Annotated in this window: 8 protein-coding genes and 2 pseudogenes; 5 read left to right on the top strand and 5 right to left on the bottom strand. The window is 45.0% G+C overall.

Features of this window, described 5'->3' with window-relative positions; translation table 11 throughout:
• Positions 1-23 precede the first annotated feature (23 nt).
• From ACTUJZ_RS13440 to ACTUJZ_RS13430, 3 genes are all read right to left on the bottom strand, one after another.
• The gene (locus tag ACTUJZ_RS13440) at positions 24-1310 is read right to left on the bottom strand and encodes a tyrosine-type recombinase/integrase (protein ID WP_463636847.1); all 1287 of its coding nucleotides are present in this window, start codon (positions 1308-1310) and stop codon (positions 24-26) included.
• A 1020-nt stretch (positions 1311-2330) separates the two neighbouring features.
• Positions 2331-3242, bottom strand: a complete 912-nt coding sequence (locus ACTUJZ_RS13435; RefSeq protein ID WP_463636846.1) for a hypothetical protein — start codon at positions 3240-3242, stop codon at positions 2331-2333.
• Position 3243: 1 nt separating this feature from the next.
• A complete protein-coding gene (locus tag ACTUJZ_RS13430; protein WP_463636845.1) occupies positions 3244-4167 on the bottom strand; it encodes a HEAT repeat domain-containing protein in 924 nt (307 codons plus the stop codon).
• Positions 4168-5109: 942 nt separating this feature from the next.
• Here ACTUJZ_RS13430 and ACTUJZ_RS13425 point away from each other — a divergent pair.
• Together ACTUJZ_RS13425 and ACTUJZ_RS13420 are read left to right on the top strand one after the other, a co-directional pair.
• A pseudogene (locus tag ACTUJZ_RS13425) lies at positions 5110-6251 on the top strand (IS3 family transposase).
• 596 nt (positions 6252-6847) lie between these two features.
• A complete protein-coding gene (locus tag ACTUJZ_RS13420; protein ID WP_463636844.1) occupies positions 6848-7093 on the top strand; it encodes a DUF4235 domain-containing protein in 246 nt (81 codons plus the stop codon).
• A 117-nt stretch (positions 7094-7210) separates the two neighbouring features.
• Here ACTUJZ_RS13420 and ACTUJZ_RS13415 read toward each other — a convergent pair whose 3' ends face one another.
• Positions 7211-7537, bottom strand: coding sequence for a PRC-barrel domain-containing protein (locus ACTUJZ_RS13415; protein WP_463636843.1), 327 nt, complete (start codon positions 7535-7537; stop codon positions 7211-7213).
• Positions 7538-8260: 723 nt separating this feature from the next.
• Between ACTUJZ_RS13415 and ACTUJZ_RS13410 the strand changes: the two genes are divergently transcribed.
• Both ACTUJZ_RS13410 and nhaA read left to right on the top strand, forming a co-directional pair.
• Positions 8261-8968: a Crp/Fnr family transcriptional regulator gene (locus ACTUJZ_RS13410; RefSeq protein WP_463636884.1), complete on the top strand. Its 708-nt coding sequence runs from the start codon at positions 8261-8263 to the stop codon at positions 8966-8968.
• A gap of 278 nt (positions 8969-9246) precedes the next feature.
• A complete protein-coding gene (nhaA, locus tag ACTUJZ_RS13405) occupies positions 9247-10632 on the top strand; it encodes a Na+/H+ antiporter NhaA (protein ID WP_463636842.1) in 1386 nt (461 codons plus the stop codon).
• A 441-nt stretch (positions 10633-11073) separates the two neighbouring features.
• Here the strand turns inward: nhaA and ACTUJZ_RS13400 are convergent.
• A pseudogene (locus tag ACTUJZ_RS13400) lies at positions 11074-11389 on the bottom strand (IS3-like element ISAma2 family transposase); the annotation flags it as partial.
• A 341-nt stretch (positions 11390-11730) separates the two neighbouring features.
• Between ACTUJZ_RS13400 and ACTUJZ_RS13395 the strand changes: the two are divergent.
• The gene (locus tag ACTUJZ_RS13395) at positions 11731-15000 is read left to right on the top strand and encodes a VPS10 domain-containing protein (RefSeq protein WP_463636841.1); all 3270 of its coding nucleotides are present in this window, start codon (positions 11731-11733) and stop codon (positions 14998-15000) included.
• Positions 15001-15044: the final 44 nt, after the last annotated feature.

Raw genomic sequence — 15044 nt, 5'->3', positions numbered from 1 at the left:
TTTGAACGGACAATAATCGCAGTTCAAATACAGCCACGTGCCCTATAGTCCTTCTCCCATTCAGAAAAACGTTTCGCTAGCACATCTTTAGTTTTTTGCTCACGTGTTAGTGCTCGTTTATTCTTCTTCTTAGTAGATTGCTTGTCGAATGTCACACCCGACAGTTCTTCTTCGAACATGCTCGGTACCACGTGACTATAGTGTTGCTCAATCATTGCTGTGCTCGTCCCACATTGCCTTGCAAGCACATCAATTCGCAGTTGACGGCTCAGTAATTGCCAAGTTATGTAGGTATGTCGAAGTGAATAAAGCGATCTGGGGCCTTCAGAGCTACTTCTCAATTCGCATTCATCAAGGGCAGTGCTAAACGTTCTTCCCAATTCTCGTGAAGTGCTTCCATCAGCAAGCCTGAACAGTTTGTCACTGGGCTTTCGGTTTGGAAAACGATCACGAAGCTCCATGAGCGGATACACGATATCGTCTTTACACACGACAGTACGTGTACCAGTATGCTTTGTGGTCTTGCCTTTGCGAATTTTAATTTTGAATATTACTTGATGGCCTTGGCGTGTCATCTCAATGTCACCCCAGGTCAGTTCCTCCATCTCAGTGCCAGGCCGAATACCTGTATTGACAACAACTTCCGCATAATCCAGTAAAAGCTCACGGATCTGGCGAGTCTTATCTTTTCGACTGTTATCACGCATCGATTCTATTGTTTCTAATACCTGCTCGTATTCTTCGCGCGTGAAAGCCGCTCTTCTTGCGCCTTGCTCTCCTGTGGCACTCAGCACCGGTACCTGTACTGCTAACATCCATTGTTTTTCAACGGCTTCCTTGAAGACCATCTGCAATGCGGCATTGTGATTAAGCAGTGTTGACTTGTTGAGTAGCCGACCGGCTTTCTTGATCCGCCAGATTTCAAATTCTTTTATTTTTTGCTGGTCTATCGATGTGACATAGATTCTGTCGAAAAATGGGATGTGGTAGCGCTTTAAAGCGCCGATGTAATCTTTAAAGCTAACTTTACCGCCGCCGTGCAACAACGCATGTTCCATATTAGTAATCGCAAGGTGTGCGACATCTCGAAACCGCTTACTCTTCGTCAGCGTTCCGCTTTCGACCTTTATCTTCCATTCCATACGCAGCAGACGCGCTGCCGCGATAGCTTCATCTTTATCTACCTGTTTCGTTGACTTGCAATACCAAGTCCCAAATAGCTGAAAGCGTGCATACCACTTCTTGCTGTTGTCTTGAAGAAATACGTAGAGAGAGTCATCTACATTATGTCGTGCGATTTGTGTTGCCATAGCCGTCCGCTTGCAAAGAAAAAATACTGCGCTTACGACAAGTATAAACGGCTAAATGAAAATATCTATCTGTATCCCAATAGAAAATAATAGGTCACGTTAATACACATTAACGTGACCTATATTCTCTTTAGTTATCTAGTACCATGAAAACCTCTTTAGCCATTCTCAACCCCATTGATTGGATATCACAATCCGGGTTCAGCCGGACCTTGCTCCTACATGAGTATGTATTCACGAAGAAATTGTTCGTTTCAGTTTATCCGCTATAAGCCCATGAGCGTAGAAGTCTGCGCGACAAAACTTGACTTGCCAGATATGCGACTGGATAGCTTACAATGCCTGTCTAGTCTTCACAATCACATATCATGAATTTAGTCGGACACCATTAAAGAGATTAGCTAGGATAAATCTCTTTTCGTAAGTCAAGACCACTAAAATCTTGAAAAGAAAATAAATACTTAAATATAAAACAAACTTTATTGAAAAAAAGCACATTACTAAAGTAAAAATGACTATGGAAACATACGAAGACTTATGCATTTTCTCAGACTTAAGAGATGCTTTTAACCTCAAATGCCAAAGCAATGCCAGTAGGAGAAACAAAGGAAATATCATTAGAGGATCGGGTTGTGAAAGAGATGAGAACCACCACATTGAATTGATATCATCAGTGAATGACAAGTCACTAATACCTAATAAAACAAATAAGGAAACTGCAATCTGAATTGTAAAAAAAAGGAAGTAAGTTAAAGAAGTTCTTAATGGTACCTTTTTAAACAGAAGCTTAACTATAGAACCTGAAATATTTTGACTTTTAATCTCGTGATAATGATTAGTGATTTTTCTATTAAGACTCAAAATTTTCAATCCTATCGGCAAAAGACACACATTAATTATTATGTATACTGACAACAACGCCAACAAATTGTCATTGATAAAAACATGCGTAAACTGCAATAAATCTTCCAACATAAAAAGGCCCATTATTCTATTTTAAATCATCCACTTAACTTTCAACTACGACATATGATAACGTAAACACTCAGTTGTAATATTATGTGGTAATGCGATTGCTTTTGGCTGCACCCCAACTTTAACTAACCACTTATACAATATTATTATTGTGGGTTCATATTGAAGGGGGTTTTTAATAAGCTTTAAATATAAGTCGTATAAGTAATCAATCGTATTCTCATCTTCAAATGATGCTGCCATAGTTATAAGATATTCTGCACTATGACTGAATCTATAGCCATTATAATGAACACAATTAATTCTCATATTACTTTGATCAACTATATCAAACTCATACTGGCGAGAACGTGGCTTCATTAAATTATCTAGCATAATATTGAAAGAAACAGACGTTTCATCAGGTGGTAATTGTTGATGTATTGTTTCATGTTTGCGCATAAATAACGCTGAGCCTCTTTCAAGTTGAAAATCAACGTTATTAAAAGTCTCAACTTTCTCACCTACAACACCAACAGTCGTATCATGGTTATAGTGACGGATATTGGTCTTATAGCCCGGACCAAGTAGTCCTACTGTTAGCAAATCAAAACTATGGTCATGGAAAAGATCTTCAGCGAAAAATCGCTTATCCATCCCCTGTCTAAGTGGATCTGACTCAGGCAACCATACATTCGTTCGCAAAAAATAAGGTTTCCCCTTTTTTGAGCGCCCTAGAAGAGTTGAATTAGATGTATAAACATTCTTGAACTTACCATCTGACAGTAAATTATTTTTAATTTCTGCGTTAAGAATATCTATGAACCACGATGGATCATTTGCAAGTTTTTGTGCTATCGGCGCTGCAGATTTTATAGATTCCTCATCTAAAAAATCTACAGTTTCGTCAAGATACTCTAACACTTCCGATAACACTGAAGCAGAAGGATCGGTAGTTTTCTCGTAAAACGTTGTCATTTTAGACTACTTCCTTATTATCCAAATTCAGAAAATGTTCACAGATATTTCTTATCTCGCTACTTTTATCCTTAAGCCCAATCCTCAGATACTTCTCAATATTTTTTTGGTCAATATTCATCAATGCTTTTAGAGCTTGCCATCTAATTCCATGGTGAGGATCGCTTATTAACTTTTTAATTATCGGTAGTGATTCTCTATTACCGTAAGTTTGAAGCACATTAAGTAACTTGCGCTTTCTGCTCGAAGTGATATCGTTATCGATTATTTTTTTGACGTTACCGGATTTCGTTTCAAAATTAAACTGAAATAGTGATGTATACTTTATTGCGGTAAGAGTAAGTAATACACAGCGCACGCTAGTATCAATTATTGTTAAAGCCGAGGTTCTATCTCGCACAATAATATCACCACGCTTAGCAATTTTTTGCTCACTACCAATTATTTTTAAATTCGATATAGCTGAAGGTGAATCTATTATAGATGGTACTTGTGTACTCAATCTATATTCCGTATAGTGGCACTCGCCTTCGACAACTAGCATAACTTGCGAATTTATTGAAGATGCAACTTCAGAACCTGAACTTAGATCGAAACGAAAAAAACCTGCTCCTGTATAGTCTATAGACTGTAGACCAACTATCATGTAATCTAATGAATAATCCGAACCGAACTGGTCGTCTAAGCTCCCACCTGCGAGAGGAACCCTGTGATTGTTAACATTAATCCAAAAAGATGATTCCTCTTTAGTTGATTTGCTGTTATAATCTATCTCAGTAAGGCTTTCTAGTTTATTCTGGATGAGAGATTTCCAACTTATCGAAGCAAAGTCGAAGTTTTTTAGAGCGCCACCAGCATTGTTCAAAAATTCTTCTTCCGAATCTAGTGAGTTGGCATAACTCATAAGTTTTTTAATACTATCCATTACCTTAACTCCTGTTTGATAATGAAGACAATGGGAGGTAATACCTCCCATTATTTTTTATGCTATCGCAGCAGTAATCAGAAGAATTGGAACAAATGCAGGATGAACAATTTTGACGCCTGCTTCACTCGAAATGGAGTTCGTTTCTAAATTGATATTATTGATTTGATTTAACATAGTTATTTTCTCATTTTAGGTTTTAAAAGGGCGGCATTTGTTTGTCTACACCACATAGCTTGGCAAATGCTGCCCACTCTTGCACTAAGTGCCATATTGCCTTTATAGGCAAATCATAAATCAGCGTTTTTATGCACTAACTTACAATACTTTTCTGAAAGATTTTCACTCATCATTTTCTAGTTTAGTAGTGCCAAACTGATAATCCATCCTACCAAACAGAAAGTGAAACTTCCGGTAAAAAAAATTGTTGCAAGTGAAAAAGAAGCATTAAACGTGATTGACTTTGCAGATGTTATCTGGTGAGAAGCCAAAATGCTTTTAACAAGCTTTATGCATCCTTTAACACTTTGTACAAAATCACGAAGTTTATTGAAGTAAGGTTTGAAGGTAGCGAGCATGCACAAAAATGCAACTTCTATACCGCCGAACTGAAGGAATATAAGCAATTCCATTGCAAAAGGAGAAGCTATAACAACTGCCAATAAAAAAAGTAATATCTTTATTCGCGGGTGTTTATAGAGAAAATCTCTCACTTCCATGTAAACCGTCACTCCCTTGTGATGTTGAAATCAAGCTATCATCGTGAGCAAATAATAGTCAAGAATATTTTTCATTTTCTTAATATTCATATATTCAGACCACGCTCGAATTCAGATAATAAGTGCACCAATCATGGTTGAACAATGAGGAGAGATGGTAAGACCTGAGATTTCTCGACACTTTTTATAGTAAGAATGTAACTCAAACCATAAGAGGTAAATCATGGGTAAAGGCATTCGTCATTCAGACGAATTTAAGCAGGAAGCAGTGAATCAAGTGGTGGAGCATAGCTACAGTCTTGCTGACGTAGCAGCGCGGCTCGATATTAGTACCAAGAGGATAAAATCCTTCTCAAAGCCAACCACGCAGCGTAAAGTAGATGAAGACTTACGTACAGACGTTGTCAGACTGAAACGTGAGCTAAAGCGCGCTCAGGGAGAAAGAGGCATACTAAAGGAAGCCGAGGTGCTCTTTGTCGGCGAGTCAAAAAACGGTATCCGTTTTTAAAATCTCGTAGTACCGATTATCCGGTGAGATTGTTGTGCGAGGCACTTGAGCTGCATCCCAGTGGCTATTATGAGTGGCAACAACGTCCTGAATGCTAGCGTGATAAAGATGATAAGCGCTTGCTCGGCGCTATCAAACGATTCTGGCTGGAAAGCGGTGGCCATCATGGTTACCGCAACCTTCATCTGGATTTACTTGAGGCGAATATTCCGTGCGGAAGTGACCGCGTTTTAAGGCTGATGCAACAAGCCAGTATTTAAGCCCAGCGCGGATACAACGCACCCAAGGGAGGCTATGACAGAAAGCCAGACAATGCTGCTGCCAATACGCTAAACCGCGATTTTACCGTCGCAGCGCCGAATCAGTGGTGGGTCAGCGACATTACCTATGTCCATACCCATGAAGGCTTTTTGTTTTTAGCTGTTGTAATGGACTTGTACGCCCGGAATATCGTTGATTGGTCGATGAGTGACAGGATGACAGAAGAGCTGGTGATGGACGCGCTTATCGCTGCCTACTGGCGACGAAAACCGTCTGATACTGTCTAACTTCATTCCGAGCAAGGCTCTCAGTACAGTAGCCGCAGCTTCAGAAAGTTACTCAATACGAAGGATGTTGAACCCAAAATGAGTCGACGAGGCAACTGTTGAGATAATGCGGTAGAGGAGAGCCTCTTTAGCAATCTGAAGAAAGAAAAAATTAGTCGTATCAAGTACAAGACCAGAGATGATGCGCGACAAGCGATGTTTCATTACATAGAAATGTTCTACAATCTAAAACATCGTCATACTGCCAACGGGCATACGTCACCAATAAAATATGACAGGCAGTATTTTAAGTACATAGAAAATGTCTAGGAAAATCAGGCCCTGCCAAAAATCGCCCAGAGCATGCAAAGGATTTGCAAATCTGCACAAAAATTGTTGTAACAAATTGAATTTAAAAGTAAAATTTAAGCGCAATTTTTTCAAAATCCGTTGCCTTCACGGGCGTGGCGGTTCAAGTCCGCCCACTGGTACCATCTTCATTTAAGAAGAAACAATAAGCCGACGCAAGTCGGTTTTTTTGTGTCTATAAAAAATGACTGTCCTACTTTTCTCACTCTTCTTATAACTGGCTTACCTAGCGACGAGTTGCTATTTCATTACATCCAAAGCCCTGGAGGTTTTTGGGTAGAGTACTCCCTGTTTCAAAACCTGGTTCGTAGCTTCTAATTTAGATTCTGTTGAAAACGAACGACCTAGTTCTTGCCATTGAACACCTCTTGCGTGGCGATGACTTTACCACTGAAATGATGTTCGTTTTTTTGACCACTACACTTAAGTAAATGATTATTACCCGCTGGCATGGGTGTTATCGGAACATAAATTGCTAGGTAGTTATTGTTAAACCTTTGCGAATTTTAAGTGTAACAAAGGGACAGCTTGGCAGTTATTAATCAGTGGAGAATAACATGAGTAACAAACAACTAATTACGACTATAGGTGTTGGACTTGCCGCTGCATCTGCGGGCATGCTAGCACGGAAATCATTACAAAAGTCATGGGAAAAGGTTACCAATGAGCCAGCCCCAAAAGACAAGGTTAGTGAAAATACAGACCTTAAAGAGGCAGTAACATGGGCGGTAGTGTCAGGCATTGGTGCCGGACTTGCTCGAATGGCCGTTCAATATGCAATAGACAAACGCAAATCAAGATAACGTTTTAATAATTGATACCGCTTAGAAGTGATGTCATTTATAAAAGGTATCAAAACGGTAAATGGTATTTCCCGATTAAAAATGGCAATAATCGTCCATTTTCCTTACTGCAAATAATCAGTGGCAGGTGCTTACCAAAGGGGAAGCTTTCAGTTTCTCCATGTCGATATCAAGTACATAGTGCTTTGCGGCTAAGTCAAAGCGTAGCGCGTTCCAGGGGATTGCAGACAGGCTTTCCCTCATTCCCCAAAAGCCGCCAAATGAAAGCAAAGCGTAACTCAATTGGCCATTTAGCGTATCTATCATCAGATCTTTTACCGTGCCCAGTTTTTTGCCTGCTTTATTGTGTACCTCAGCTTTAATCAGATCGTTTACTGACTGTAACTCAGAAACTGCGTTAGTCACCGTACTCGTTGTTTTTGCTTCAGTGGCAGAGAGCGTCATAAAATTCTCCAGTGTCGGTAGTGCAGTCCAATCAAAGCAGTATGCCATGGCTGGTTGCTGCGGTGTCGTATCCTGCTTCTTGATACTCAGCCCGCCACGCGACAAACACGGCGAACACTAGGATCTTACCGCACTGGCGGCAACAGTCTGTTCGCTGGCCCGCATAACTCGTGTTTATTTATATATCGTCGATGTGACTACACAATTGCTATGCTCATTGCCGCTCTGCCTATGTTTGTTGTCGAACATACAGCCGTCAAGGATGCGATTAGCCTTATCGTCAACTACACTCTGAAACAGGCCTGCCTTTATGACTGTCGATTTAGTGATGAATATAATCTGTATTCGGCGAAGATGTGACGGCAGTTGGCAGAGTTACAACAGCGCTGTCGCACCGCCGGTTAATCCGTACTGGCCCAAAGCACTCGTAAACTGTAAAGAACTTCCTACTTACGGTAGCGAATTTAATGCCCAACAAACACTTGATTGCGATAAGCAGAGCGACAAGCAACGTATAATGTTTGAAGTAAATAACGACACGTACACCAGACACTGGGCCGTTACGCGGGCTCTGGCACTATGGAATACCCGGTATTAGCGATGTCGGTACTGCGCCTTTTAATAGTGCGATTAACATGCGCTCAGCAGACACTCTTCGGCAACCATTCACGTCAGGCCATTGAGTTAATCCTTACAAAAAGGAGAATAAAGCGGCAGAAAACCATGATAGCTCCAACAGAAAATAAATTGCTTAAGGCGCTGCCCGAAGAGAGCAAAAACCGACTGTTCCCGCATCTTAAGTTACGCGAGTTGCCATTAGGAAAGATTTTATACAGTGCTGGCCAGGGTATTGAAGCAGTGTACTTCCCAACGGACTGTATCGTCTCACTGGTGTCCAGCATGGCAGATGGCTCCACAGCTGAAATATCGGTTGTGGGTAATGAAGGGATTGTCGGTATTGCGGTCTTTATGGGCGGAGAAAGTGCGCCCAATCGCGCCATTGTTCAGAGTGCAGGGTTAGCATACCTATTGCCATCAACGTTACTGCGCAGAGAATTTAATGATCAACAGAATGTTCGCACTTTGTTGCTACGGTATACGCAGGCACTGATTGCGCAGATGGCTCAAACCGCGATATGCAACCGCCATCACTCTATAGATCAACAACTTTGCCGATGGCTGTTATTGTCACTAGACCGCTTGTCAACAAACAATCTGACCATGACCCAGGAACTCATCGCTAATATGCTGGGTGTCAGACGCGAGGGGGTTACCGAGGCTGCAGGCAAATTACAAAAACTTGGCGTGATCACCTACAAACGCGGCCATATCACCGTAACTAACCGGGCAAAGCTGGAAGCGCTCTGTTGTGAGTGTTACGCCGTGGTGAAGTCGGAAACGGATAGGCTGGAAAGCTATGCCTATGATTAAGACTGTCTGCCTATGACATGGTCAAGAGTACGTGCGCACGCTCACCCCGCCACGCCGCCCAGCAAACCTCGGCAGTTCTCATTGATCAACAGTGGCAACGTTCGATACCGAACATACACAGATGGTCCCGTCTGGTAGTCTCGTACACTTGGTGATTTATTAACTCGTGCCGTATGAATAATAAGCGCAAAAGTACTGATTCGCGCGAATAGAATCAGTGAACAGGGCGACGAACGATTGCGCAAGGCGACTACCAATGAATTAGGAGAGTTGGGCGAGTGAAAGTAAAAAAAATCATTCGATCGTTACTCGCTAACAGAAGAGGCAATGCGGAACAGCTACCCCAATCGCCCATAGATTGGATAACTCAGCCTCTATCACGCTTCATGCAAATAGAAGCCGCTGCGGGATTAGTATTGTTGTTTTTTACGCTGATGGCTCTTTACTTAGCCAACTCAGTGTTCAGTGAACACTTTGCGGCTATCTGGCAGATACCCATTGGTCTTAAGATCGGACCAATAATACTTGAGCATTCCTTACACGATTGGATAAATGACGCCGTTATGACGTTTTTTTTCTTTGTTATTGCGCTAGAGCTTAAGCGTGAACTGGTGTTAGGTGAGTTACGCAAGCCGAAGCTTGCCATGATGTCTGTCTCTGCAGCCGTTGGTGGCATGGTGGTCCCGGCCTGCCTCTATCTCGCCTTACAGCTTGGCGAGCCGGGGCAACAGGGATGGGGTGTCGTTATGGCGACGGATACCGCTTTTGTAATTGGCTGTTTAGCATTGCTTGGAAAGCGGATCCCCAAAAGCATGCGGGTATTCATGCTGTCGTTGGCCATTGTAGATGACTTAGGCGCTATCCTCGTGATTGCGCTCGGTTATGGTGATGCCATTGATATGTTTTTTGTCGCGGCCGCTTTGCTAGGCATTGCCACTGTGAGATTCATGGCACTACTTGGCGTTCGTAGTATCTTGCTGTTTTTTGTCATTGGTGCGTTGGTATGGCTGTTGGTAGACGCATCAGGGATCCATCCGACCGTAACGGGGGTGGTGCTTGGGTTAATGACGCCAACTATACGATGGGTTAGCGAGGAGCGGTTGCATGATATCGTTAATTCCCTTTGGGTCCACACGAAGGGTGAGACCGTCACAGGGCAAGCCCATTCAAAAATGCTCAAAACTGCCGAGTCCGCGGCTCGTGAAGCACTGTCTCCAGTTGAAAGGCTGGAAGCGCTGCTTCATCCCTGGGTGGGTTTTGTGGTGATGCCACTGTTTGCGTTCGCTAATGCTGGCATACCACTCACTGTTAATGAAATGCCTACGCCAGTGACAGTGGCAATATTTATTGGCTTTGTCGTTGGAAAGCCAGTTGGGGTTTGCCTATTCAGTTGGGCTGCGGTGACGTGCAAGCTGGCCGAGCGCCCCTCAGACTTATCATGGGGGTTAATCGGCGCATCCGGCATCTTCGCCGGTATAGGTTTTACAATGGCAATATTTATTGCCAACCTGGCTTTCACGCCTGACCTTATTAACGCTGCCAAGCTAGGGATCCTTTCCGCATCCTTGTTCTCAGCGACCATAGGAATGGCCTTGTTGTTTTTTATCACCAACAACAAAAATACGCAGCAGGAGCAAAGTAGGATGACAACGAAGAAAACGTAAAAAGTTTACAGAAAGAGACAAAACAACGTTTGAAGCGGTTTAAGGTTGTAGACCGAACTATTTATGAATACTCATTCTTAGTGCAGTTACAGGCACATACGCTGCAATTAAAGTGCAGTTACAGGCACATACGCTGCAATTAAAGCCGCGAGAAGATCATAATCAGCATATTGAGTCATCACCACTGTAAATTAGTCCGTCCGCAACCCTCAAGGGGAACCGGGACCTAGAAAGCGATTCAGTGGCTATTGCTACTTTTTTTTAGTTCACTGACCGCCTGATGATTGACAGCACGACTGTGATTTAGAAGTATGATGAACAACCTCATGACTTTCTAATTTCGGAGTACGCGGTTACGTTACCCTTTGATTATCTAGAAGAAAACCATGTTACGGTGTAACCCTATCTGCGCGATGAATACACAGACAATTATTGCGTGAACAATCGGTGCTGATCCTTGAGTTGGCCGAGCGCGCATACCACGCCTTCGGCAGGTAAAGATGTATCAACTTCGATGGCAAAGCACTCTCGTGGTCTCTCATCCACCTTATTCAACTTTCTGAAGCGTTTACCGCAATACATAGTGTGGTGCATAAAATCCAATGCCCTCCGATGATTGACTTGATTCAGCACTTCCAAGCGCAGGGCTATCCGGTTGAACGACACATATTTGTGTTCTGCGCTTCATGTTTCCCACCTGATAGAATACCCGATAATCAGGCGTGTGGTTGAAGACAATCTCTTTGAAGCGCACTCGGCAGAGTGAATGCCCTTGTTTAATGACAAAAGCGGTGACCAGTAGCTCTCAACGCTTAATAAAAAATAGTAGCCGTGAATCGCCACTACTAACCTAGATAATTTCCAGTCGTACTTGATCCCCTAATGGTGACAGCAATTATTGAAACCCAGTTTTTATGCTATTTCGAACAAAATAAACTCTCAACCACCCACCCCACCTGCTGAAAATTTCAACGCCTGTATTGGGCGGTTGGTCGTTTACATCATTGTAACTGCAGGTAATTGTAAGTAATGCTATAGAAAATACCGCTTCACACTCAGCAGGGCTGCGTGCCCTCATCAACACACTGGATAATAATAATGAGAAAGCTTCTTAAAGCAGCTGTTGCTGTGTCGCTGGCACTGTCGTGCACGCCCGCTTTTGCAGATAACACCGAAAAAAACACCGACAAAGACGCGCCCTTTAGTACCTCAACCTTCAAAGCCATGGAGCTGCGCAGCATTGGGCCGGCCTATATGTCGGGGCGCATTGCGGATATCGCCATTGACCAAAACGACCCTTCTACCTGGTACACCGCGGTGGGCTCTGGCGGGGTCTGGAAAACCACCAACGCGGGCACCACCTGGTCGCCGATTTTTGATGACCAGCCGGTGTATTCCATTGGTGATGTCACCATTGCACCGAGCAATTCAAATATCGTCTGGGTAGGCACCGGTGAAAATAACGGGGGCCGTCATATCAGCTTTGGTGACGGCGTGTATAAATCCTCAGATGGCGGCCAGACCTGGAAAAATATGGGCCTTTCAAAATCTGAGCACGTTTCTGACATTATTATCCACCCCACCAATCCGGACATTGTGTGGGTATCTGCCCAGGGGCCGTTGTGGAGTGACGGTGGCGAGCGCGGGTTATACAAAACCACCGACGGTGGCGAGACCTGGAAGCAGGTATTAAAGCCGTCCGACAAGTGGACCGGCGTGACCTCTTTACTTATCGACCCGCGCAACCCTGACAAACTGTACGCTGCCACCTGGGCGCGTCAGCGCACAATCGCCGCCTATGTTGGCACCAACGAAGGTGCTGGCATTCACAAATCTGACGATGGCGGTGAAACCTGGACAGAACTTAAAACCGGTTTGCCCGAAGGCAATATGGGTAAGATCGGCATGGCCATTTCCCCCATCAATCCTGACGTTTTGTACGCCACCATTGAAACGGACAATCGCGGTGGCGGCTTTTATCGCTCTGCCGACCAGGGCGCTAGCTGGAGCATGATGTCTGACGAAGTCGGCGCTGGTACCGGCCCTCACTATTATCAGGAAATTTTTGCCGACCAGCATCAGTTTGACCGGGTCTACATTGCCAGTAATTACAGCAAGGTGTCTGACGATGGCGGCAAAACCTGGACGCCCATCAATACCAAGCGCAAGCATGTCGATGACCATGCCATGGCCTTCCACCCCACCGATCCGGATTTTGTGTTGATGGGCTCTGACGGTGGCATTTATATGTCTCACGACAGAATGGCCAACTGGCGCTATATGGCCAACTTACCGCTGACCCAGTTTTATAAGGTGGCGCCGGACGACTCCAAGCCGTTTTATAAGATTTATGCCGGCGCGCAGGATAACTCTACCCAGGGCGGGCCGTCGCGCACCATGAAATCCGAAGGCATTAAAAACAAAGACTGGTTCTTGACCCTGGGCGGTGATGGCCACCAGCCTGCTGTTGAGCCTGGCAATCCGGACATCATGTATTCGCAGTGGCAGCAAGGTAACCTGACCCGGGTGGATATGACCACCAAAGAAGGCGTGTATATCAAGCCGCAGCCGCTACCAGGCGACCCGGCTGAGCGCTTTAACTGGGACGCTCCCATCAATGTTTCGGCCCACGACCCGGCGCGCATTTATTTTGCCTCGCAGCGGGTATGGCGAAGCGATGACCGCGGCGATAGCTGGACCGTGCTGTCGGGCGATCTGACCCAAAATGAAAATCGCATGCACATGCCGATGATGGGCCGTACCTGGTCGGTGGAAGCCGGTTGGGATCTCTATGCCATGTCCGAATTTCATACCATCGCCAACTTTGCGGAAAGCCCGGTGGATGAAAATATTCTATGGGCGGGCACTGACGATGGCATTATTCAGGTGACCACCAATGGCGGCCAGTCGTGGAAGAAGATTGAGCTGGATGATATCAAGGGGATCCCGGCCAACTCTTATATCAACGATATTCGCGCCGACTTATTCGATCCCAATACCGTGTATGTGGCGCTGGATAACCATAAATACGGCGACTATAAGCCCTATCTGCTTAAGTCCACCAACCTGGGCAAAAGCTGGACTTCGCTGGCCGGTGACTTACCGGAAAAACATCTGGTATGGCGGATTGTTCAGGACCATGTGAATAAAGATCTGTTATTCATTGGCACTGAATTTGGCGTGTTTTTCTCCGTCGATGGCGGCAAAGACTGGGTAGAATTGGATGGCGGTATTCCCACTATCTCCACACGCGATGTCAAAATTCAGCGTCGTGAAAATGACCTGGTGGCCGGCACCTTCGGCCGTGGCATTTACATCCTTGATGACTATGCCCCGCTGCGCCAGCTGACCGAAAAGTCGATGCAGCAGGAGGCGATGTTGTTTGCCCCAAGCCGCCCGGTGAAGTGGTTCCAGTTAGATGGCAATCATTCTGATTCTGACGGTGACGATCGCTTTATGGCAGAAAACCCTGAGCATGGCGCCACCTTTACTTACTATCTTAAAGACAGCCTGCTCACAGCCAAAGAAAAACGCCAGGAAGCCGACAAAAAAGCGGTTGAAGAGAAAAAGTATCCTAAGTACCCCAGCTGGGAAGCCATTGAAGCTGAAAATCAGGAAGCGGCACCGGCGGTGTACATTGAAGTGCGTGACAGCGAAGGTGATATGGTTAAACGCGTAGCCGGTAGCACAAAAAAAGGCCTGCACCGCTTAACCTGGGATATGACCTATGCCGCAACCACGCCAATGCGTGACACAGACAGCAACAACAGTGGCCCGATGGCGTTACCGGGCGAGTATACCGCCACCCTGTTTAAACGCGAAGGCGATACGGTCACGGCTTTGGCAGAGCCAGCATCATTCACCTTAGAGTCTATTCATCAGGGCGCGCTTAAAGGCGCGAGCCAGGCTGAAATAGCGGCCTACGGTGAGGCGGTCACTGACGCGCAAAAACGCGCCATGGCCTCCACCACCGTGTTGAAGCAACTGAAGAAAACCATGGAGCTGTTACGCAGTGCCATCGCGCGTACGCCAGGCGATGTGGCCAATCTTGAGGCGCAGTATGCAGCCATTCAGGATGAGCTTAATGCGGTGGACAAGGTGCTGTTTGGCCTTGAGTCGCGCGAGAGAATGGGAACAAAACCGGCCAATGTGATGAGCCGCCTGAACTATGCCCGTTCGGCATTAGGCTCTTCCTACGGCCCGACCCAACAGCATAAAGCCCAGCTTGGCTATGCGAAGGATGGCCTGGACAAAGTGGTGCCTCGTGTCAGCACACTACAAAGCAAAACCGTGCCGGACCTGCAACAGGCTGTGGTGGATGCTGGCGGCCCATGGACAGTGGGATTACCGGTTACCGCTGCTTTATAGTGGCCAGCATCTTGTGGCAGGAATGAGTGGGAACACGAGCGTTA

The organism is Alteromonas sp. WD8-37 (genome assembly GCF_055326825.1).
The sequence above is the reverse complement of the archived record's forward strand: the minus strand, read 5'-3'. Positions and strand labels throughout refer to the sequence as shown.